Source organism: Ferrovibrio sp. (assembly GCF_036381655.1).
GTDB lineage: Bacteria > Pseudomonadota > Alphaproteobacteria > Ferrovibrionales > Ferrovibrionaceae > Ferrovibrio.
Genome location: NZ_DASVCJ010000009.1, coordinates 11953 through 33259, shown reverse-complemented (window position 1 = coordinate 33259; position 21307 = coordinate 11953). Strand labels below are relative to the sequence as shown.

Annotated in this window: 17 protein-coding genes and 1 tRNA gene; 3 read left to right on the top strand and 15 right to left on the bottom strand. The window is 65.3% G+C overall.

From position 1 onward, the window contains the following. Positions 1 to 3: 3 nt before the first annotated feature. Together hflC and hflK are read right to left on the bottom strand one after the other, a co-directional pair. Complete coding sequence (gene hflC, locus VF194_RS02305; RefSeq protein WP_330887616.1) at positions 4 to 909, bottom strand: protease modulator HflC; 906 nt, start codon at positions 907 to 909, stop codon at positions 4 to 6. Between the two features lie 14 nt (positions 910 to 923). Further along, positions 924 to 2087 carry an FtsH protease activity modulator HflK gene (gene hflK / locus VF194_RS02300; RefSeq protein ID WP_330887614.1) on the bottom strand — a complete coding sequence of 388 codons (1164 nt, stop codon included), beginning with the start codon at positions 2085 to 2087 and terminating at the stop codon, positions 924 to 926. A gap of 215 nt (positions 2088 to 2302) precedes the next feature. Between hflK and apbC the strand changes: the two genes are divergently transcribed. After that, positions 2303 to 3463 carry an iron-sulfur cluster carrier protein ApbC gene (apbC, locus tag VF194_RS02295; RefSeq protein WP_330887612.1) on the top strand — a complete coding sequence of 387 codons (1161 nt, stop codon included), beginning with the start codon at positions 2303 to 2305 and terminating at the stop codon, positions 3461 to 3463. Positions 3464 to 3568: 105 nt separating this feature from the next. Here the strand turns inward: apbC and ppdK are convergent, their stop codons facing one another. The 5 genes from ppdK to VF194_RS02270 form a co-directional block, all read right to left on the bottom strand. Then, the gene (gene ppdK / locus VF194_RS02290; protein ID WP_414656067.1) at positions 3569 to 6193 is read right to left on the bottom strand and encodes a pyruvate, phosphate dikinase; all 2625 of its coding nucleotides are present in this window, start codon (positions 6191 to 6193) and stop codon (positions 3569 to 3571) included. 229 nt (positions 6194 to 6422) lie between these two features. After that, a complete protein-coding gene (glyS, locus tag VF194_RS02285; protein WP_330887608.1) occupies positions 6423 to 8492 on the bottom strand; it encodes a glycine--tRNA ligase subunit beta in 2070 nt (689 codons plus the stop codon). A gap of 1 nt (position 8493) precedes the next feature. Next, complete coding sequence (locus VF194_RS02280; RefSeq protein WP_330887628.1) at positions 8494 to 9378, bottom strand: glycine--tRNA ligase subunit alpha; 885 nt, start codon at positions 9376 to 9378, stop codon at positions 8494 to 8496. A 117-nt stretch (positions 9379 to 9495) separates the two neighbouring features. Further along, positions 9496 to 9717 carry a hypothetical protein gene (locus VF194_RS02275; RefSeq protein ID WP_330887607.1) on the bottom strand — a complete coding sequence of 74 codons (222 nt, stop codon included), beginning with the start codon at positions 9715 to 9717 and terminating at the stop codon, positions 9496 to 9498. Positions 9718 to 9928: 211 nt separating this feature from the next. Next, positions 9929 to 10702, bottom strand: a complete 774-nt coding sequence (locus VF194_RS02270; RefSeq protein WP_330887605.1) for a tRNA1(Val) (adenine(37)-N6)-methyltransferase — start codon at positions 10700 to 10702, stop codon at positions 9929 to 9931. 153 nt (positions 10703 to 10855) lie between these two features. On the opposite strand from VF194_RS02270, the gene VF194_RS02265 reads away from it, so the two are divergent. Both VF194_RS02265 and VF194_RS02260 read left to right on the top strand, forming a co-directional pair. Next, entirely contained in the window at positions 10856 to 11884 is a 1029-nt protein-coding gene (locus VF194_RS02265; RefSeq protein WP_330887600.1) for a polyprenyl synthetase family protein, read from the top strand. Between the two features lie 86 nt (positions 11885 to 11970). Continuing rightward, positions 11971 to 12047, top strand: a tRNA-Pro gene (locus VF194_RS02260). Positions 12048 to 12067: 20 nt separating this feature from the next. Here the strand turns inward: VF194_RS02260 and VF194_RS02255 are convergent. The 8 genes from VF194_RS02255 to VF194_RS02220 all read right to left on the bottom strand — a co-directional run bounded on the left by VF194_RS02255 (position 12068) and on the right by VF194_RS02220 (position 21179). Next, a complete protein-coding gene (locus tag VF194_RS02255) occupies positions 12068 to 12979 on the bottom strand; it encodes a DMT family transporter (RefSeq protein ID WP_330887598.1) in 912 nt (303 codons plus the stop codon). Between the two features lie 128 nt (positions 12980 to 13107). Next, positions 13108 to 14292, bottom strand: a complete 1185-nt coding sequence (locus VF194_RS02250; RefSeq protein WP_330887596.1) for an ABC transporter substrate-binding protein — start codon at positions 14290 to 14292, stop codon at positions 13108 to 13110. A gap of 166 nt (positions 14293 to 14458) precedes the next feature. Beyond that, positions 14459 to 15643, bottom strand: a complete 1185-nt coding sequence (locus tag VF194_RS02245; RefSeq protein WP_330887594.1) for an ABC transporter substrate-binding protein — start codon at positions 15641 to 15643, stop codon at positions 14459 to 14461. A gap of 61 nt (positions 15644 to 15704) precedes the next feature. Continuing rightward, positions 15705 to 17579: an AMP-dependent synthetase/ligase gene (locus VF194_RS02240; RefSeq protein ID WP_330887592.1), complete on the bottom strand. Its 1875-nt coding sequence runs from the start codon at positions 17577 to 17579 to the stop codon at positions 15705 to 15707. Positions 17580 to 17622: 43 nt separating this feature from the next. Beyond that, a complete protein-coding gene (locus VF194_RS02235; protein WP_330887590.1) occupies positions 17623 to 18399 on the bottom strand; it encodes an ABC transporter ATP-binding protein in 777 nt (258 codons plus the stop codon). Positions 18400 to 18402: 3 nt separating this feature from the next. Then, on the bottom strand, positions 18403 to 19161 hold the full coding sequence (locus VF194_RS02230; protein WP_330887588.1) for an ABC transporter ATP-binding protein: 759 nt from the start codon (positions 19159 to 19161) through the stop codon (positions 18403 to 18405). After that, a complete protein-coding gene (locus tag VF194_RS02225; protein WP_330887586.1) occupies positions 19158 to 20234 on the bottom strand; it encodes a branched-chain amino acid ABC transporter permease in 1077 nt (358 codons plus the stop codon). The genes VF194_RS02230 and VF194_RS02225 overlap by 4 nt, the downstream gene beginning before the upstream one ends. A gap of 18 nt (positions 20235 to 20252) precedes the next feature. After that, positions 20253 to 21179, bottom strand: a complete 927-nt coding sequence (locus VF194_RS02220) for a branched-chain amino acid ABC transporter permease (RefSeq protein WP_330887585.1) — start codon at positions 21177 to 21179, stop codon at positions 20253 to 20255. Positions 21180 to 21307: the final 128 nt, after the last annotated feature.

The window sequence follows — 21307 nt, the reverse complement described above, 5'->3', positions numbered from 1 at the left end:
AGCTCACTTCTGGCCGCCTGCACGCGGCGCAGTATTGGGCGTAGTACCGGGCGCATTCTCAAAATAGCGGAAAAACTCCGAATCCGGCGACAGGATCATCGTCGTATCGTTCTGCTGCAGGGCATTGGAATAGGCCTGCAGCGAACGGTAGAAGGCATAGAATTCCGGGTCCTTGCTGGCGGCTTCGGCGAAAATCTTGGTGCGCTCGGCATCGCCCTCGCCGCGCAGGATTTCCGCCTTCCGCCGCGCCTCGGCCAGCAGGATCGTGCGCTGGCGCTCGGCTTCGGCGCGGATCTTCTCGGCCAGCTCGAAGCCGGTCGCGCGCTGCTCGTTGGCTTCGCGCTGGCGCTCGGTCTGCATGCGGCGGAAGATCGCCTGGCTGATCGCATCCGGGAAATCGACGCGCTTGACCCGGACATCGACCACCTCGACGCCAAGCCGCTCGGCATTGTCCTGCAGGCTCAGGAAGACCTGATGCATGGCGGACGGCCGGTCGCCGGAAATGATGGTGACCGCATCCAGCTTGCCGAAGGCGCCGCGCAGCGCATTGGCCACGCTGGGGGCGAGACGGCCGCGCAGGCCGAACTCGTTGCGCACAGTCTGATAGAACAGCAGCGGATCGGTGATGCGATAGCGCACGAAGCTGTCGACCACCAGCCGGCGCTGGTCCGTGGTCAGCACTTCCTCGGGCTGGGCGTCGAGGCTGAGGATGCGCTTGTCGAAGTAGATGACATCCTGGATCAGCGGAATCTTGAAGTTCAGGCCGGGCTCGGTGATCACGCGGCGCGGTTCACCGAACTGGACCACCAGCGCCTGCTGCGCCTGATGCACCGTGAAGACGGAGCCCTTGACGATGAAGCCGAGGACGACGACGACCACCGCGATGATGGTGAGGAGGGAACGGTTCATGGCTCTGCCCTCCCTCAGCGCTGCTGCGGCTGTTGTTGCTGCTGCTGCTGCGACTGTGCCGGGGACTGCTTCTTCTGCAGTTCGGGCAGCGGCAGGTAGGGCAACACGCCATTGCCGGCCTGGCGATCGATCAGCACCTTGTTGGTGCCGCGCAGGATATGCTCCATGGTTTCGATATACATGCGCTTGGCGGTCACGTCCTTGGCCTGGCGGTATTGTTCGTAGACTTGGGTGAAGCGGCTCGCCTCGCCCTGGGCGTCGGCGACCACCTGCTGTTTATAGGCTTCCGCCTGCTGCAGGATGCGCTGCGCTTCGCCGCGGGCGCGCGGGATGATGTCGTTGCGGTAGGCTTCCGCCTCGTTCTGGGCACGCTCGCGATCCGCCTGCGCCGCCTGCACGTCGCGGAAGGCATCGATCACCGATGCGGGCGGCTCGGCGCGCTGCAAGGCGACCTCGGTGATCACCACGCCGGCCTGATAGCCATCGAGAATCTGCTGGATGAGCTGCCTGGTGTCTTCCGCCACCTTGGTGCGCCCATCGGTCAGAATGAACTGGATGTTGTTCTTGCCGACCACTTCGCGCATGGCGCTTTCGGCAACCTGCTTGATCGTGCGCGAGGGGTCCAGCACGTTGAACAGGTAGCGCCCGGCATCGCGCACCTGCCACAGCACGGTGAAATTGATATCGACGATGTTTTCGTCGCCGGTCAGCATCAGGCTTTCTTCCGGCACGTCGCGCTGCTGCGGCGTGCGGCCGCCGCCTTCGCCCAGCATGCGATAGCCGATTTCCTCGCGATTGACCGTGGTCACCTTCGGAGTAAGCACGGTGTCGATCGGCCAGGGCAGGTGATAGCGCAGGCCCGGCTCGGTGACGGCGTGGATCTTGCCGAAACGCAGCACCACGCCCTGCTCGTCGGTATCGACGCGATAGAAGCCGGTGCCGAGCCAGATCGCGACCGCGACCAGGATCAGCAGCAGGATGCCGCGGCCGGAAACATCGCCGCCCGGCATCATGCCGCGGAAACGCTCCTGCCCCCGGCGCAGCAATTCCTCCAGATTGGGCGGATTCGGGCCGCCGAATCCGCCGCCCGACGGGCCGCCGCCGCGCGGTCCCTGTCCCCAAGGTCCACGACCGCCGCCGCCGCCTTGCCATCCCCCACCTTGATTGCTCCAGGGCATCCTATAATCCTTCTTTGCCGAGGATTGGGCCGTTCCGTCCCCGGTTTCCGAGCCCACCGCTTGCGTGAAATCGGGCGCCCTGCCGAACGCCCTTGAGAATTTTGGCGGGCGAATTGCCCGGTCCGCCCCACCGCGATAGTTTAAATCCCTGGCCCCGGCTGGGCGCCGCCCGCGGGCCTGCCGAGGATATTGTAACGTTTACAGGGATTTCAAGCATGAGCGGGGTGACGGAAGCGCAGATCCTGGACGCGCTGCGCCAAGTGGTAGACAGCGATCATGGCAGGAATGTGGTCGATCTCGGCATGGTTTCGGGCCTGGTGATCAAGGGCGGCAATGTCGGTTTCGTGCTGGAGGTCAGCCCGCAGGACGGCGCCCGCAAGGAGCCGCTGCGCAAGGCCTGCGAGCAGGCCGTCACCCGGCTGCCCGGAGTTTCCTCGGCCACCGTGGTGCTGACCGCAGAGCGGGCCGGCAAGGCGGAAGCCGCGCCGCCCCGGCCGCAGGCGCCGAGGCAGGCCAGCCATGGCCGCGCCCATCCGGCCGGCACCGCCGGCGCGGCGCCTTCCGTCGGCCCCCGCCCTGCCATTCCGGGCATCAAGTCGGTCATCGCCGTGGCCTCCGGCAAGGGCGGCGTCGGCAAATCGACCACCGCCGTCAACCTCGCCCTGGCCCTGGCGCGCACGGGCCGCAGGATCGGCCTGCTGGATGCCGATATTTACGGGCCCTCCATCCCGCGCATGATGGGGATCACCGGCAAGCCGCATTCGCCGGACGGCAAGCACCTGCATCCGATGCAGGGCTGGGGCATCCCGACCATGTCGATGGGCTTCCTGGTCCCGGAAGACACCCCGATGATCTGGCGCGGCCCGATGGTGATGAGCGCGCTGGAGCAGATGCTGCGCGACGTATCCTGGGGCGAGCTGGACATCCTGGTGGTCGACCTGCCGCCCGGCACCGGCGACGCGCAGCTCACCATGGCGCAGCGCGTCCCGCTGGCCGGCGCCGTGATCGTTTCCACGCCGCAGGACATCGCCCTGCTCGACGCCCGCAAGGGCTTGAACATGTTCCGGCGCGTCGATGTGCCGGTGCTCGGCATCATCGAGAACATGAGCTATTTCTGCTGCCCCAATTGCGGCCATCGCAGCGACATCTTCTCGCATGGCGGCGCCCGCAAGACGGCGGCCGAGCTCGGCTGCGACTTCCTCGGCGAACTGCCGCTGAACATGGCGATCCGCGAAACCTCCGATGCCGGCACGCCGATCGTCGCTTCGCAGCCCGACAGCGAGGAGGCCAAAGCCTATCATGGCATTGCCGAAAAGGTCGCCGCCAAGCTCGACCGGCAAGGCGCGCCGCAGGGCCCGCGGATCGTGATCCAGTAAAAACGCGATCCGATAAAAAAGGCCAGGAGAAATCCTGGCCTTCTTTTTCCTGGCTGACTGTTGCTCCGGGTCTCCCCCGCTTGCGCGGAGAGCGCGGCAGAACCGTTACGCCTCGCTCGCCTTCTCTTCCGAAATGGCGGCCTGGGCGGCGGCCAGACGCGCGATCGGCACGCGGAAGGGCGAGCAGGACACGTAATCCAGGCCGGCCTTGTGGAAGAAGCGGACCGAGGCGGGATCGCCGCCATGCTCGCCGCAGATGCCGAGCTTCAGGTCCTTGCGGCTGCCGCGGCCGCGCTGGACCGCGGTCTTCACCAGCTCGCCGACGCCGATCTGGTCGATGCTGACGAAGGGATCGCGCTCGAAGATGCCGGCCTTCAGGTAGTCTTCCATGAACAGGGCCGAATCGTCGCGGCTGATGCCCAGCGTGGTCTGGGTCAGGTCGTTGGTGCCGAAGGAGAAGAACTCGGCCGTCTCGGCGATCTCGCCGGCGCGCAGCGCGGCGCGCGGCAATTCGATCATGGTGCCGACCAGATACTTCACCTTCCTGCCGGTCTCCTTGAAGACATCCGCCGCGACGGCATCGACGCGCTTCTTGAGGAAGTCGATCTCAGCCTTGGTGGCGACCAGCGGGATCATCACCTCGGGCTCGACCGCCTTGCCGCCGCCCTTGGAGACTTCGACCGCCGCCTCGAAAATGGCGCGCGCCTGCATCTCGTAGATTTCCGGGAAGGTGATGCCGAGGCGGCAGCCGCGATGGCCGAGCATCGGGTTGGCCTCTTCCAGCGCCTTCTTGCGCTCCTTCAGCGCCGAGACGCTCAGGCCGGTGCCCCTTGCGACGGCCTCGAAATCGGCCTCGGTCTTGGGCAGGAATTCATGCAGCGGCGGATCGAGCAGGCGGATGGTGACCGGCCGGCCGGCCATGATCTTGAAGAGCTGCACGAAATCCTGGCGCTGCATCGGCAGGATCTTCGACAGGGCCTTGCGGCGGCCATCGGCGCTGTCGGAGAGGATCATCTCGCGCACCGCGGTGATGCGGTCGGCATCGAAGAACATATGCTCGGTGCGGCACAGGCCGATGCCTTCGCAGCCGAAGCGCACCGCCATCTCGGCATCCGCCGGGGTTTCGGCGTTGGTGCGCACCTTCAGCTTGCGCAGCTTGTCGGCCCAGGACATCAAAAGGCCGAAATCGCCCGACAGCTGCGGCTCGATCATCGGCATCAGGCCGAGGATGACCTCGCCGGTCGAGCCGTCGATGGTGATCACGTCGCCCTTGTTCACCACGACATCGCCGGACGTCATCCGGTTGGCGGCATAATCGATGCGGATGCCGCCGGCGCCCGACACGCAGGGCCGGCCCATGCCGCGGGCGACCACCGCCGCATGGCTGGTGGTGCCGCCGCGGGCGGTCAGGATGCCCCTGGCGGCATGCATGCCGTGGATGTCCTCCGGCGAGGTTTCGACGCGCACCAGGATGACCGCCTCGCCCTTCTGCGCCATCTTCTCGGCTTCGTCGGCCTGGAAGACGACCTTGCCGCTGGCGGCGCCCGGCGATGCCGCCAGGCCCTTGGCGATGACCTTGCGCGGCGCCTTCGGATCGGGCGTCGGATGCAGCAGCTGGTCGAGCGAGGCCGGATCGATGCGATCGACGGCTTCCGCCTGGCTGATCAGCCTTTCCTTCACCATGTCGACGGCGATCTTGATCGCCGCCTTGGCGGTGCGCTTGCCGGTGCGGGTCTGCAGCATCCACAGCTTGCCCTGCTGCACCGTGAACTCGATATCCTGCATGTCGCGGTAATGCCGCTCCAGCTTCTTGAAAACATCGACCAGCTGCCTGAAGGTGCCCGGCATCGATTCTTCCATCGACGGCAGGTCGTTGCCGGCGGCGAGCCGCGCGGCCTTGGTGAGCTGCTGCGGCGTGCGGATGCCGGCCACCACGTCCTCGCCCTGGGCGTTGATCAGGTATTCGCCGTAATAGTTCTTCTCGCCGGTGGCGGGATCGCGCGTGAACGCGACGCCGGTGCAGGAGGTCTCGCCCATATTGCCGAACACCATCGCCTGCACGTTCACCGCCGTGCCCCACCAGGACGGAATGTGATGCAGGGCGCGATAGGTGATGGCGCGCTGGTTCATCCAGCTCGAGAAGACGGCGCCGATGGCACCCCAGAGCTGGTCGTTGACATCCTGCGGGAACGGCCGGCCAAGCTCGCCCTCGACCATCTTCTTGTAGGCGGCGACGATATCCTTCCAGTCCTGGGCGGTCAGTTCGGTATCGAGATTGAGGCCGCGCTCCTCCTTGTGCATTTCGAGGATTTCCTCGAAATGCTCGTGCCCGACCCCGAGCACGACGTTGGAATACATCTGGATGAAGCGGCGGTAGCTGTCCCAGGCGAAGCGCTCGTTGCCGGCCCGGCGCGCCAGCGCCACGACCGTCGTGTCGTTGAGGCCGAGATTGAGCACGGTATCCATCATGCCCGGCATCGAGGCGCGCGCGCCGGAGCGCACCGAGACCAGCAGCGGCATGTCGTCGCTGCCGAACTTGGCGCCGACCAGCTTCTCGACCTTGGCCAGCGCCGCATCGACCTGCCCCTTCAGCGCCGCGGGATACTTCTTGCCGTTGTCGTAATAGGCCGTGCAGACCTCGGTGGTGATGGTGAAGCCCGGCGGCACCGGCAGGCCCAGGTTGGACATCTCGGCGAGGCCGGCGCCCTTGCCGCCCAGCAGCTCGCGCATGTCGGCGCGGCCTTCGGCCTTGCCGTCGCCGAAGCTGTAGACCAGCTTGCCCTTGGCGGCGGCAGGCGCCTTCGCCTTGGCGGCCTTCTTCGCCTTCACGACCTTCTTGGCTCTGGCGGTCACCTTGCGCACGGCGGCCTTGGTCCTTGCGGCTTTGCCTCCTGCCTGGGCCTTCCTGGCCTTGAGCTTGGTCTTGGCTTTTTTCTGCTTCGGCTTGGCCATAGCTCTGTCACCCCTCGATTTGGGAAAAGTCGGCAATACGGTCCATGCTGCCGGCGACGGCCGACAGCAAACTCAGGCGATTGCGACGCACGGCGGCGTCGTCGCTGTTCACGGTCACGCGATCGAAGAAGGCGTCGACCGGCAGACGAAGGCGGGAAAGTGTGGCGAGATAAAGGCGGAAATCGGCCTCGTCCTGCGTGGCCCCCGCTTTGTCATCGCTGAAGGCGGCAAGCTCATCCACCAGCGCGCGTTCCTCGCTCTGCTGGATCAATTTGCCGTCGACCGCACCCAGCTTCAGCTCCGGCGTCTTCTTCAGTTCGGCGCGCACGATGTTGTTGGCGCGGCGATAGGCAATCAGCAGATTGGCGCCATCGGTCTCGGTCAGGAAGCCGCGCAGCGCATCGACCTTGGCCAGCACGCGGACCAGATCGTCGTCGCCCTTGGCGAAGACGGCGGCGATCAGATCGTGCCGCACGCCCTTCTCGCGCAGATACACCTTGAGGCGGTCGACGAAGAACTGCATCAGCTCCTCGACGACGTTGCGGTCCGTGACGGCCTCGACGATCTGCAGCGACAGCGCCGAACGGAACAGCGGCCGCAGCGGCAGGGTCAGGCGGTTCTCGATGATCAGCCGGATCACGCCGAGGGCGGCGCGGCGCAGGGCGAAGGGGTCTTTCGAGCCGGTCGGCTTCTCGTCGATGGCGAAGAAGCCGGCGAGCGTGTCGATCTTGTCGGCCAGCGCCACGGCGACGGCGACCGGCGCCGACGGACAGCGGTCGTTCGGCCCCTGCGGCGCATAATGCTGCGCGATCGCCTCGGCCACATCCGCCGGTTCGCCGTCATGCAGCGCGTAATAGCGCCCCATGACGCCCTGCAGCTCGGGAAATTCGCCGACCACGCCGCTGACCAGATCGGCCTTGGCCAGATGCGCGGCGCGGCGCGCCAGCCTGGCATCGGCATTGATGGCGCCGGCAATCTCGTAGGCCAGGCGCTCGACCCGCTCGCTCTTCTGCGCCACGGTGCCGAGCCGGGCGTGGAAGACGATGTCCTGCAGCGCCGGCAGGCGGCTTTCCAGGCTCTGCCTGCGGTCCTGGTCCCAGAAGAACTTGGCATCCGACAGACGCGCATTCAGCACGCGCTCGTTGCCGGCGACGACCTGCTTGCCGCCGTCATCCGTCAGCGTGTTGGCGACGATGACGAAACGCGGCGCCAGCTTGCCGTCCTTGGTGTTGAGCGCGAAATACTTCTGATGCGCGCGCATCGTGGTGGTCAGCACCTCGCGCGGCACGTCCATATATTCCTGCGGGATCGTGCCGAGCAGCACCACCGGCTGTTCGACCAGGCCGGTCACCTCGTCGGCCAGGCCCGGATCGTCGACCAGTTCCAGCCCCTCGTTGGCGGCGGCGAATTGCGCATCCTTCAAGATGGCGGCGCGGCGCGCGGCAAAGTCGGGCTCGACGTAGGCCTGGCGCAGGCGGCGCAGGTAATCGGCGGCATCGCGCACGGCGAAGCGATGCGGCGCCATGAAACGGTGGCCGCAGGTATCGTCGCCGGCGGTGAGATGGCCGAAGGCGATCGGCACGACCTGGCCCTCGAACAGGCAGAGGATGGAGTGCAGCGGCCGCACCCAGCGCATGTCGTAGGCGCCCCAGCGCATCGATTTCGGCCAGGGCAGCTGGCCCAGCACCTCGGGCAGCAGCCTGGCCAGCACCTGCGCCGTCGCCATGCCGGGCTTCTCGATTACGGCGAACCAGAATTCGCCCTTGCCGGTATCGCGCTTTTCGCATTGATCGAGCGAAGCCAGCCCGGCCGAACGCAAAAAGCCCTGCACGGCGGCATCCGGCGAGCCGACGCGCGGGCCCTTTCTTTCCTCGCGCACCGTCCGGGTGCTGCGCAGCAGGCCATTGACCACCAGCGCGAGGCGGCGCGGCGTAACGTAGCTCTGCTGACTCTCGAAGGTCAGGCCCGCCTTCTTCAGCGCCTCGGCGGTCAGCCGCGCCAGATCGTCCGCGGCACGCTGCTGCATGCGGGCGGGGATTTCTTCCGATTGCAGTTCAAGCAGGAGTTCGCCGAGCATCTCAGGCCGCCCCCTCATCGCCGCCGTTATGGCCGCGCGATTTCAGCCATTGCGCGCAGCAGGCCTTGGCCATGGCGCGCACGCGGCCGATATAGGCTGCGCGTTCGGTGACGCTGATGACGCCGCGCGCGTCGAGCAGATTGAAGGTGTGGCTCGCCTTCAGGCATTGATCATAGGCCGGCAGCGCCAGGCCGGCGGCGATCAGCCGGCCGCATTCCTGTTCCACGTCGCTGAAACGGCGGAACAACTGCTCGGTGTCGGCATATTCGAAATTATACGCCGAGAATTCGCGCTCGGCCTGCAGGAAGACATCGCCATAGGTGCTGCCGCGGCCGTTGAAATCCAGGTCATAGACGCTGTTCTTGCCCTGGATATACATGGCCAGCCGTTCGAGGCCGTAGGTGATCTCGGCCGTAACCGGATTGCAGTCGAAGCCGCCGACCTGCTGGAAATAGGTGAACTGCGTCACCTCCATGCCGTCGCACCAGACTTCCCAGCCCAGGCCCCAGGCGCCGAGCGTCGGATTCTCCCAGTCGTCCTCGACGAAGCGGATATCGTGGCGCTTCGGCGAGATGCCGAGCGCCTCCAGCGAGCCGAGATAGAGATCGAGCACGTTGTCCGGGCTCGGCTTCAGAATCACCTGGAACTGATAGTAATGCTGCAGGCGATTCGGGTTCTCGCCGTAGCGGCCATCCTTCGGCCGGCGCGAGGGCTGCACATAGGCTGCGTTCCACGGCTCGGGGCCGAGCGCGCGCAAGGTGGTTGCGGGATGCGACGTGCCGGCACCGACTTCCATGTCGTAAGGCTGCAGCAGGATGCAACCTTGGCGCGCCCAATAGGTTTGCAGCGCAAGAATCAGGTCCTGAAACGACGAAGCCGCGGCGATTCCGGTGGGCGCCATCGTGGAGTCCTTTGCGCTCTCGCCCTTTGTTGCGGTGCGGGGTGGTCGAAAAACGGGCGGACCTTAACCACCGCCCGTTCCGGGGTCAAGGCATTGAGGGCTTTATGCCTGCGGATAGGGGCAATCCTGCCGGCCGCAGGATTTCGCCGTCGCTTCCGCCACATAGGCGCCGCAGATGCGGCAGGCCACCAGGTCCTCGGCCTTCACCCGCGGCTGTGCTGGCGCGGGGGCGACCCGGGCCCCCGTCTGTTCCTTCCGATTGACGTAACGATATCCATACCAGACAGCGGCGATCACGAGGATCAGCAGGAGGAATTTCAACATCGGAAAAGCAGAGCCTTGGTTTCAGCCGGCGGAGCTGCCGGCCATTCGCAGATGAGGGGCCGATTTTGCGGGTTCGTTCCCATAGCCGCAAGGCCCGGACCGACGCCAATCCGGCTCGGATCCGCCCCGCCAAAGGGCCGCATACAGATCGGCCAGGTCAGATCGGCTGGTCCGGATCAGCCAAGTCAGATCGCCAAGTCAGATCGCCAAGTCAGATCGGAAGAGCCGCGCCATTCCGAAGCACGGCGTCGATTTCGGGATAATAGCTGCCATCCGGCCGATGCAGCACCAGGCCCGGCTCCAGCGTCAATGGCGCCTTGCTGTCCTTGACGGCCCGCAGGATCACGCGCTTGGCCGGCTCGCCGGCCCTGGACCAGAGCGGGATGATGCGGATCGCCCCGGCCCGGCTGCCGCTTTCCGGCTCGGTCAGCGCCGCCAGCATCTCCGGCAGGCGGTCGCTGCGCTGGATCAGCGTGATCCCCCCGCCCGGCCTGGCATAGCGCAGCATGGCGGCAATCCAGTGTGACAGCTCCGCCGTGCCATTGCCGCTGCGCGCCGTGGCGCGGCCGGCATGCGGCGAGGCGCGATGCCGCGGCGTATCGAAGTAAGGCGGGTTGGCGAAGACCTGATCGTAGCGGCCCGGCGCAAGCGGGCCGCCGCGCTCGCAAATATCGCCATGGACGATGCGCAGGCGTCGTTCCATATCGTTGGCGGCGATGTTGCGTTCGGCGAGCGCAACGAGGTCGGGCTGGATCTCGATGCCGTCGACGGCAATCTCCGGCAGGCGCGCCGCCAGGCAGAGCATGCCGACCCCGGTGCCGCAGCCGAGATCGAGCGCGCGCAGGCCGGCGCCCGTGGCATTGCCCGCCGGCACGGCGGCAGCCAGCATGACCGCATCGGCGCTGGCGCGCTGGCCCTTGCGCGGCTGTTCGATGCGGACCAGGCCGCCCAGCAGGGCATCGCAGGTTAATTCGTGGGATGTCATACGCTCTTTTGTGATAAATGCCGTGTTTGTGATATTTTTTGCGGCCGGAGCAGCGCTTGACCGGCCTTGCCAGCCCACTATGCTCCAGCCAGACCGTTCAACACAATTGCAGGCTTCCGGGTAGTGCAGACCGCTCCGAAAAAACAGCAAGATATGGTGGCTGGTGCCGCGGCCGGTCCGGCAGTGAAGACTGCCGCCGCGCGGCCAAGCATCGAGCCGCTGCGCCTGCTGGTTTCCGATGACATGGACGCGGTCAACCGCGAGATCCTGCGCCGCATGGCGAGCGATGTCAGCCTGATTCCGGAATTGGCCAGCCATCTGATCGCCGCCGGCGGCAAAAGAATACGCCCGCTGCTCACCCTGGGCGCCGCCAAGCTGTGCGGCTATCGCGGCGACAAGCATGTTCTGCTGGCGACCTGCGTCGAATTCATCCATACCGCGACGCTGCTGCATGACGACGTTGTCGATGAGAGCGAGCGCCGGCGCGGCAATACCACGGCGAATGTGCTGTGGGGCAACCAGGCCTCGGTGCTGGTCGGCGACTTCCTGTTCAGCCGCGCCTTCCAGCTGATGGTCGAAACCGGCTCGCTGGAGGTGCTGCGCATCCTCGCCAATGCCTCGGCGGTGATCGCCGAAGGCGAAGTGCTGCAGCTGATGACCGCCAACGACATGGATTCGACCGAAGCCGACTATCTGAAAGTGATCGAATCCAAGACCGCGGCGCTGTTCGCCGCCGCCTGCCGGGTCGGCGCGGTGATCGCCAACCGCCCGGACGACGAAGTGCAGGGGCTGGACGATTACGGCCGCTATCTGGGCATCGCCTTCCAGCTCGTCGACGACGCGCTCGACTATGCCGCCGACGGCGCGACCCTGGGCAAGAATACCGGCGACGATTTCAAGGAAGGCAAGGTCACCCTGCCCGTCGTGCTGGCCTTCAACCGCGGCAGCGAGACCGAGCGCAGCTTCTGGCGCCGGGTCATCGAGCAGCCGGAGGAGCAGCAGCCGGAGGACTGGCAGCAGGCGCAGCGCCACCTCGCCCGCCACGGCGCCATCGAGGAGACCCTGGGCCGCGCCCGGCTGTATGGCCAGAAGGCGCGCCAGGCGCTGATGGCCTTCCCGGCCGGAACGGCGCGCGACGCCCTGGCCGAGGCGATCGACTTCGCCATCGAGCGGGCGCTCTAACCTCCTGAATCACGGCCTGATTTTCCCGGGCCTTTGCCGCTTGCGGCCCGACCGCCCAGGCGCTATACAGGCGCCCGCGCCGGCGGCGGAGTGTAGCTCAGCCTGGTAGAGCACTAGCTTCGGGAGCTAGGGGCCGGAGGTTCGAATCCTCTCACTCCGACCAGCGCGCCCTGATTTTCCCGATTATTCCGTGATCATCCGCGGCACGCGCTGCCGCCGCACCGTCTCGCGGTACAGGATGTAGAGCCCGCTCGCCACCACGATGGCGCAGCCGATCCAGGTCTGCAGATCGGGAAAATCGCCCCAGATATACCAGCCGAACAGCACCGACCAGATCAGGTGGGTGTAATCGAACGGCGCCGCCACCGAAGCCGGCGCCAGGCCGTAGGCGCGCGTCATGAACAGCTGCGCCGTGCCGCCGATCAGGCCGACGCCGACCAGCAGCGGCAGATCGCCCAGGCGGGGCGTCACCCAGAACCAGGGCAGCAGCAGCCCGGTGATGAGCGTGCAGAAGGCGGTGAAATAGAAGGCGGTCGTCGTCGAAGGCTCGGTCTCGCTCAGCTTGCGGATCTGGATCATGGCCAGCGCATAGAGCAGCGTGGCGCCGACGACGATGAGCGCGCCGTTATGCAGCAGCCCCTGGCCCGGCCGGATGATCACGATCATGCCGACGAAGCCGACCAAGATCGCCGACCAGCGATGCAGGCCGACCTTCTCGCGCAGCAGCCAGATGGAGAGGAAGGCGATGAAGATCGGGCCGGAAAAGGAAATCGCCGTCACGTCCGCCAGCGGCATGAAGCTGTAGGAAAAGAAGAAGCCCAGCATCGCCGCCAGGCCGTAGACCGAGCGCAGGCCATGGCCAACCAGTCGCCTGCTGCGCAGGATGGCGAAGCCGCGCGGCCCCTGCGCCGCCATGGCCAGGATCGGCGGAAAGGCGCAGAAGCTGCGGAAGAACATGATCTGTACGGTCGGATAGGTGGCGACCAGCCATTTCACCAGCGCGTCCATGCAGCCGAACAGCGAGACGGCCAGCACCATATAGCCGATGCCCAGCGGGACATTCGGCTGCAGGCGGTACGGAACGGCGAGGGTCATCGGCGGCGCATCTTCTGCAAGCGGACGATCCTGTATAGCCGGAAACGACTGCGGCCGCCATGCGGCGGCCGCAGCGTTGCGGAAATGTCCGGCCGTTCGGCCAGTTCATCAACTGCCGCAGCAGTGCATCAACTGCTGTAATTGACCGGCCCGGCGATCATCACGAAGCGGCCGTTATGCACCTGGAACAGGAAGCTCTCGTTCGAGCCCTGATGCTTGTTTGGCCCGAAGGACGTGACGGGCCCGCCGAACATGTCGCGATAGCCCTTGATCGATTCCATCGCCTTGATGAACTTGTCGACGTTCAGGTCCTTGCCGGCGCGATCCAGGCCGGCAATGACGAGGTCCATCAGGCTGTAGCCGTAGACCGCGCCGATATTGGGTTCGGAGCCGAATTTCTCCTTGTAGCGGTCCATCCAGGCGACCACTTCCGGCGAGGCCGTATCGCGGTAGGGCAGGACGGTGCCGGCCATGGTGTAGAAACCCTCGGTAACGCCGCCCGGCGCGCTGGCGACGATCTGATCGTAGGACGCCGCCTGGCCGAGGAAATCGACCTCGGTCCAGCCCATCTTGCGCGCCGTCGCATAGGGCACGATGGCATCGCGCACGATCGAGCCTGAGGCGATCAGGTCGCAATTGGCGGCCCGCAGCTTGGTGATCTGGGCGGTGAAATCGGTATCCGCCGGCTTGTTGGTGGCGACCTCCACCAGCGGCATGTTCATCGCCTTGGTCTGATCGCGCGCCGCCTCGAAGATCTCCTTGCCGAAATCGGTGTCCTGGTACAGCGCGCAGATGCGCTTCTTGCCCTTGTTGGCCACCATCCAGGCGAGCCCGGCCCGCATCTGGTCGTAATAGCTCGACAGCGCGGCGAATTTCAGCGGATTGAGCGGCTGGTACATCTGCCGCGCCGAGGTCAGCGGAAACATGTTCGGCACATGCTCCTTCAACTGCTCGGGCAGCACGGCGTTGTTCATCGGCGTGCCCAGGGCGCCGGCCATCAGGAAGATCTTGTCGCGGTGCAGCAGCTTGTTGGCCGCCTGCACGGCGCGCGGCACCTGATACTGGTTGTCTTCGACGATCAGCCGGATCTTGCGGCCATGGACGCCGCCATGGGCGTTGACCTCGTCGATGCGCATGCGCATCGCATTCGAGGAATTGACGCCATAGGACGCGGCCGGACCGCTCAGATCGGTATGCATGCCGATCACGATCTCGGTCTTGCTGACACCCCGCACCGATTGCGCCGTGGCGCCGGCGGCAGCGAACGCAACGCAAGTCGCCGCAGCGACTGCGAGCACATGGACCCTACGCATGCGGACCTCCCTGGTTCTGGTTATGCCCGGAAAGACTAGACCGGATGCGGGGCCGAGGCATCGTGGTTTTTCGGCGCCGCCGCCCTGCGCCGAAACGCACCGCCGAACAAACGAAAAACGCCCGCGGTTTCCCGCGGGCGCTCCGTATGGGACGCTTTTTCGGATTTCAGTATTTCAGCGGCCCGGCAATCTGCACGAAACGGCCATTCTGGATCTGATAGAACAGCACGTCCGTGGTGCCCTGATGCTGCGTGGCGCTGAAGTTGATCACCGGCCCGCCGAACATGTCGCGATAGCCGCTGATGCTTTCCAGCGCCTTGAGGAACTTCTGCGTGGTCAGGTCCTTGCCGGCGCGGTCCAGCGCGGTGACGATCAGATCCGCCAGGCCATGGCCATAGACGGCGCCGATATTCGGATCGTTGCCGTATTTCGCCTTGTAGGCGTCCCACCAGGCGGCGACCTGCGGGCTGGCGGTGTCGCGATAGGGCATCACCGTGCCGGCACCGACATAGAGGCCCTGCGTCACGCCGCCGGGCGCGCTGGCGACGATCTGATCGAAGCTGGCCGATTGCGAGACGAAATCGACATCCGTCCAGCCCATCTTGCGCGCGGTGGCGTAGGACAGGATCGCGTCGCGCACGATCGCCCCCAGCGCCACCAGGTCGCAGCCGGCATTGCGCAGCTTGGTGATCTGCGCGGTGAAATCGGTGTCGGTCGGCTTGTTGGTCGCGGTCTCGACGATGGCCATGTTCATCGCCTTGGTCTGATCCTGCACCGCTTCGAGGATCTCCTTGCCGAAATCGGTGTCCTGATACAGCGTGCATATCTTCTTGCGATGATTGGTCTCGACCAGATACTTCAGTCCGGCGCGGATATGATCGTAATAGGTCGAATAGGTCTGGAACTTCAGCGGATGGAACGGCGCGCTCATCGAGCGGGCGGCGGTGAGCGGACCCAGATTGGGCACCCCCGCCTTGAACTGCTCGGGGAAGACCGCGTTGTTCATCGGCGTGCCCAGGGCGCCGGCCATCAGGAAGATCTTGTCGCGGTGCAGCAGCTTGTTGGCCGCCTGCACGGCGCGCGGCACCTGATACTGATGGTCCTCGACGATCAGCCGGATCTTGCGGCCGTAGATGCCGCCATCCGAATTGACCTTGTCGAAATAGAGCCGCATCGCGTTGGCGACGTTGACGCCGTAGGATGCCGCCGGCCCGCTGAGATCGGTATGCTGGCCGATCACCACCTCCGACTTGGTCACCCCGCGCACGCTCTGCGCCTCGGCCGCCGCGGCCATTCCCATGATACTTCCGGCGGCGACGAGCGCCGCGAACCCCTTCTTCGTCATACGCATGATCCCGTTCCCTCCTCTAGGCTGGTTTTGCACCATGCTCGGTTGAATGCCGGAAGCCGCGTCATGCCCCGGCGTACATTTCGTCGATCAACGCCTTGTACTTCTCGTTGACGAATTTGCGCTTCAGCTTCATGGTCGGCGTCAATTCGTCGTCTTCCGCGGTCAGCAACTGGTCGATCAGGCGGAAGGCCTTGATCGTCTCGACGCGCGCGAAGTTGCGGTTCACCTTCTCGATCTCCGCGCCGATCAGCTCGACCACCTCCCTGGCGCGGCATAGCGAGGCGAAATTGGTGAAGGGCACGTTCAGGTCCTGGGCGTATTTCACCACGTTGTCGTGGTCGATCATGATCAGGCAGGTGAGGTATCTGCGCTTGTCGCCGATTACCACCGCATCCGAGATATAGGGGCTGAACTTGAGCTGGTTCTCGATCTCCGACGGCGTGATGTTCTTGCCGCCGGCGGTGATGATGATGTCCTTCATGCGGTCGGTGATGCGATACCAGCCCTCGTTGTCGACGGTGCCGACATCGCCGGTATGCAGCCAGCCGTCGACGATGGCCTCGGCCGTCTTCTGCGGATTGTTGAGATAGCCCATGAAGACATGCGGGCCTTTCAGCAGGATTTCGCCTTCCGGGCTGAGCCTGACTTCGGTGTTCGGCGCCGCCTTGCCGATGGTGCCGAGCCTGATCTCGTCCGGCGGCGGACAGGTGGCAAGGCCGACATTCTCGGTCTGGCCGTAGACCTCGCGCATGTCCAGGCCGAGGGCGAGATACCACTTGATCAGGTCGGGCGAAATCGGCGCCGCCCCGGTGACCAGCCATTTGCAGCGATGGATGCCGATGATGCGCTTGACGTTGTTCAGCACCAGACGGTCGGCCAGCCAGAAGGCCAGCCTGAGGCCGAGGGACGGCCTGCGCCCGCCGATGCGGCATTCGGCCAGCCGGTAGCCGATGCCCAGGGCGGTGCGGTAGGCCCATTTGCCGAGGCCCGTGGCATCCTTCATGCGGATAGCGATGCCGGAATAGAATTTCTCCCACAGCCGCGGCACGGCGAAGAAGACGGTCGGCTGCACTTCCTGCAGGTTCTGCGCCACCGTCTCCGGGCTTTCGGCGAAATTGACGATGGAAGCCGAGCGGATCGGCCAGAGCAGCGTGAAGCCGCGCTCGGCGATATGGCAGAGCGGCAGGAAGCTGAGCTGCTCGTCGGCCTCGATCTGCGGCAGCACCTTGCCGGCATTCTCCATCTGGAACAGCAGATTGCGGTGGCTGATCATCGCTCCCTTGGGCGCGCCGGTGGTCCCCGAGGTATAGATCAGGATGGCCAGATCCTCCGGCTTGCCCAGAGCGAGCTGCTGCTCCCAGAAGGCCGGGTTCTGGCGGTCGAATTCGCGGCCGAGCCGCAGCAGCTCGGCGAAGCTGATCACCATCGGATCGCGGAAATCCTGCAGGCCCTCCATGTCGATGACGACGATCATCTTCAGGCTGGGGCAGCGCTCGCGCACCTGCAGTATCTTGTCGAGCTGCTCCTCGTTCTCGGCGACGTAGATCACCGTGCGGCTGTCGTTGACGATGTATTCGACCTGCTTGGCCGAATCCGTCGTGTAGATGCCGTTGGTCACGCCGCCGATGCCCTGGCAGCCGAGATCGGCATAGAGCCATTCGGGATTGCCTTCCGAGATGATCGAGATCACCTCGCCGCGCTTCAGTCCCAGCGCCGCCAGCCCGAGCCCGGCATGCCTGACATGCGTGCCGTACTCCGCCCAGGTGATCGCGCGCCAGATGCCGAGTTCCTTCTCGCGCATCGCCACCTTGTCGCCGCGCTCGGCCACCTTGCGCCAGAAATAGCGCGGCAGCGTATCGCGGTCGATCACCTCCAGGATATCCGCATCGACGGCCACGCCCGTCTTCGGATCGAGTATCTTGGTATCCGCCAACATCGCCATCCTCCCCGAGGACCGCTGCAACCTTCCGTCCGGCGTTTCAGCGCCAGGTCTTGCGCTTCTTCCAGCGGCGCTTGCCGCGCACGCCCTGTTCCTTCTGGCCCAGGTAGAATTCCTTGATGTCTTCCTTCTCGAGCAGCCGGGCGCAGGTATCGTCCATGACGATGCGGCCGACCTCCAGGACATAGCCGTAATGCGCCGCATGCAAAGCCACGTTGGCATTCTGCTCGACCAGCAGGATGGTGGTCTTCTGCTCGGCATTGATGCGCACGATGATCTCGAAGATTTCCTTCACCAGCTTGGGCGAGAGGCCGAGCGAAGGCTCGTCCAGCAGCAGCAGCTTCGGCCGGCCCATCAGCGCGCGGCCGATGCTGAGCATCTGCTGCTCGCCGCCCGACATCGAGCCGGCCGGCTGGCTTTCGCGCTCCTTCAGCCGCGGGAAGTAATCGTAGACCATCTCCAGGTCGCGCCTGATGCCGTCGGCGTCGCGGCGCGTATAGGCGCCCATCATCAGGTTGTCGTGCACGCTCAGGAAGGGGAAGGTCTCGCGCCCCTCCGGCACATGGCCGATACCGAGCCGCATCACCTTGTCGGGATCCATCTTCTGGATTTCGCGGCCCTCGAAGGTGATGCTGCCCTTCTGCGGGTCCATCACGCCGGAAATGGTCTTCAGGATCGTCGTCTTGCCGGCGCCGTTGGCGCCCAGCACGGTGACGATGGCGCCCTCGGGCACCTCCAGGCTGACGCCGCGGATCGCCATGATCGGACCGTAGAACGTCTCGATATTGCTCAGGCGGAGGATCGGCGCGGCACCCATCTGTCAGCCTCCCAGATAGGCCTTGACCACTTCGGGATGGCTCTGCACCTCCTGGGGCGAGCCCATCGCCAGCATGCGGCCGTAATTCAGCGCCAGCACGCGATCCGACACCTCGCTGACCAGCGTCATGTCATGCTCGACCATCAGCACGGTGATGCCGAGATCGTTCTTGATGTCCTGGATCCAGAAGGCCATGTCCTCGGTCTCCTCGGTGTTCAGCCCCGAGGACGGCTCGTCCAGCAGCAGCAGCTTCGGCTCGCTGCACAGCGCGCGGGCCAGCTCGACCACCTTGCGCGCGCCGTATGGCAGGTTGGCGATCATCGCGTCGCGGTAATGCTGCAGGTCGAGGAAGTCGATGACCTGCTCGACCTTCTCGCGATGCGCCAGTTCGCGCTTGCGCACGCCGGGCAGGAACAGCAGGTCGGCGATGGCGTTGCCGCCGCGATGGGCATGGCGGCCGAGCAGAAGGTTCTGCAGCACCGTGGCATGCTCGAACAGCTCGATATTCTGGAAGGTGCGTGCAATGCCCAGGCCGGCGATGCGGTCCGGCGGCAGGCGCGTGATGTCCTCGCCCTCGAACAGCAGGCGGCCTTCGCTCGGCGTGTAGATCCGGCTGATCAGGTTGAACACCGTGGTCTTGCCGGCGCCGTTCGGCCCGATGATGGTGAAAACCTCGCCGGGCTCGACGGCGAAGCTGACGCCATCGACCGCCTTGATGCCGCCGAAATTGATCGCGATGTTCTCGGCCGCGAACAGGGTCATCGGAAGCGCTCCGATTTCGTGTAGGTCTTCTGCCGCTTGAAGGTCGCCTTCTTGTAGAGCGGGAACAGCGAGAAATAGAGCTTCACCTTGAGCCAGCGGCCATAGATGCCGAGCGGCTCGAACAGGATGAAAAAGACCAGGATGAGGCCGAACAGCCCCGGCTCCAGGCCCGGCTGGCGCGCCACGTTCTCCGGCAGATAGTCGCGCAAAATGGCGATGATCTGCGGCAGCGCGCCGACGAAAATCGCGCCGTAGATCGCGCCGTGGATCGAGCCCAGGCCGCCGACCACGACCATCAGCAGAAGCTGGATCGAAAGCAGGATGCCGAAGGCGTCGGGCGCCAGATAGCCGATGCGGTGGGCGAACAGCGTGCCGCCGAAGCCGGTGAAGCCGGCCGAGATGGCGAAGGCCAGCGTCTTGTAGCGCGCCAGGTTGACGCCCATCGACTGCGCGGCGATCTCCGAATCGCGGATCGCGATGAAGGCGCGGCCGGTCGGCGAGCGCAGCAGGTTGAGCGCCGCCAGCACGGCCAGGATCACGGCGCCGAGACAGAAATAATAGAAGGGGATGTCGTCGACGATGCCGATGCCGAACAGCTCGGGCCGGTCGACGGCGAAGCCGGCGAAGCCGCCGGTGACGCTTTCCCAGCGGATCAGGATCTGCTCGATGATGAAGGCGAAGGCCAGCGTGGCGATCGCGAGATAGATGCCGGTCAGCCTGAGCGCCGGAAAGCCGATGACGGCGCCGATCAGCGCCGACAGCAAAGTCGCCGCCGGTATGGTGACGATCATCGGCAGGCCGAGATGCAGCAGGATCGCATGGGTATAGGCGCCGATGCCGAGGAAGGCGGCATGGCCGAGCGAGACCTGGCCGGTGAAGCCGGTCAGCAGCATCAGCCCGATGCCGACGATCGCCAGAATGAAGACATTGGCGATCTCGCCGAGCCAGAATTGCTCCACCAGGAACGGCATCGCCAGCAGGATCGCCAGCAGCAGGCCGTACCAGAAGCGGTCGACATTGTCGCGGAACAGGTCGATATCCTGCTCGTAGCGGGTCTTGAAGAAGAAGCGCATCGCGTTTGGCTCCCTCCCCTACACGCGCTTGCGGCCGATATTGCCGAACAGGCCCTGCGGGCGCAGGAACAGCACGGCCAGGATCACCACATAGGCGGCGACATCCTTGAAGCCCTCAGCGAGATAGACGCCGGAGAACTGCTCGATCACGCCGATCAGCAGGCCGCCGATCACGGCGCCCGGGATCGAGCCGAAGCCGCCCAGCACGGCGGCCGAGAAGGCCTTCAGGCCGAGCAGCCCGATGGTGACGTCGATCAGCGAAACCGGCGCCAGCAGGATGCCGGCGACCGCGGCGACGCCGGCCGAGATCGCCCAGATCAGCGAGAAGATCATCTTCACCGGAATGCCCATGTAATAGGCGGCAAGCTGGTTCTGCGAGGCCGCCTGCATGGCGATGCCGATGCGGGTATAGCGGAAGAAGCCATAGAGCACGGCGCAGAGGATCGCCGTGCCGGCGACGATGGAGAGATTGACATCGGCGATGACGAAGCCGCCGAGCCTGGTCACGCCGTCGGTGAACGGCGTATCGAAGGCCTTGGTCTCGGTGCCCCAGACCATCGAGGCGCCGGCACGGAAGATGAAGCCGAGGCCGATGGTGAGCATGACCACGGCGAATTGCGGCTGGCCGATCACCTGGCGCAGGATGAAGGTATCCAGCAGATAGCCGAACACCGCCATGAACAGCACGGCGCCGACGAAGGCGAGCCAGTAGTTGAAGCCGAAGCTCTCGATCAGGGTGAAGGCGATGAAGGCGCCCAGCATCAACAGATCGCCCTGGGCGAAGTTGACCATCTCGGTCGCCTTGTAGATGAGCACGAAGCCGAGGGCGATCAGGCCGTAGATACAGCCGGCCGATACCCCATTCAGCAACAATTGCACGAACTCGGTCAGCGTATCCTCCCCGGAGGATGAAGCGGTCTTGGTGCCGCTCTGCGTTGATGGCACATTACGGAAGCCGTGCCGTGGCGGTCAATCGGATTTACGTTGGCTGCAACGCTAGTGACTTGACGTTACGGCAATTTTCACCATCTGTCGGCATGCAGAACCGTCCCGGCCGCCACTCAGGAAACCAG

Bases quoted from the DNA above. Each gene is read 5' to 3' on its own strand.
- VF194_RS02265 (WP_330887600.1), top strand. From the start codon at position 10,856: ATGGTGGCTGGTGCCGCGGCCGGTCCGGCAGTGAAGACTGCCGCCGCG.
- apbC (WP_330887612.1), top strand. From the start codon at position 2,303: ATGAGCGGGGTGACGGAAGCGCAGATCCTGGACGCGCTGCGCCAAGTG.
- VF194_RS02230 (WP_330887588.1), bottom strand. From the start codon at position 19,161: ATGACCCTGTTCGCGGCCGAGAACATCGCGATCAATTTCGGCGGCATC.
- VF194_RS02255 (WP_330887598.1), bottom strand. From the start codon at position 12,979: ATGACCCTCGCCGTTCCGTACCGCCTGCAGCCGAATGTCCCGCTGGGC.
- VF194_RS02250 (WP_330887596.1), bottom strand. From the start codon at position 14,292: ATGCGTAGGGTCCATGTGCTCGCAGTCGCTGCGGCGACTTGCGTTGCG.
- glyS (WP_330887608.1), bottom strand. From the start codon at position 8,492: ATGCTCGGCGAACTCCTGCTTGAACTGCAATCGGAAGAAATCCCCGCC.
- VF194_RS02225 (WP_330887586.1), bottom strand. From the start codon at position 20,234: ATGCGCTTCTTCTTCAAGACCCGCTACGAGCAGGATATCGACCTGTTC.
- VF194_RS02240 (WP_330887592.1), bottom strand. From the start codon at position 17,579: ATGTTGGCGGATACCAAGATACTCGATCCGAAGACGGGCGTGGCCGTC.
- VF194_RS02270 (WP_330887605.1), bottom strand. From the start codon at position 10,702: ATGACATCCCACGAATTAACCTGCGATGCCCTGCTGGGCGGCCTGGTC.
- hflK (WP_330887614.1), bottom strand. From the start codon at position 2,087: ATGCCCTGGAGCAATCAAGGTGGGGGATGGCAAGGCGGCGGCGGCGGT.
- VF194_RS02245 (WP_330887594.1), bottom strand. From the start codon at position 15,643: ATGCGTATGACGAAGAAGGGGTTCGCGGCGCTCGTCGCCGCCGGAAGT.
- VF194_RS02235 (WP_330887590.1), bottom strand. From the start codon at position 18,399: ATGGGTGCCGCGCCGATCCTCCGCCTGAGCAATATCGAGACGTTCTAC.
- VF194_RS02275 (WP_330887607.1), bottom strand. From the start codon at position 9,717: ATGTTGAAATTCCTCCTGCTGATCCTCGTGATCGCCGCTGTCTGGTAT.
- hflC (WP_330887616.1), bottom strand. From the start codon at position 909: ATGAACCGTTCCCTCCTCACCATCATCGCGGTGGTCGTCGTCGTCCTC.
- ppdK (WP_414656067.1), bottom strand. From the start codon at position 6,193: ATGCGCGAGCTGCTGGGCGGCAAGGGCGCCGGCCTCGCCGAGATGTCC.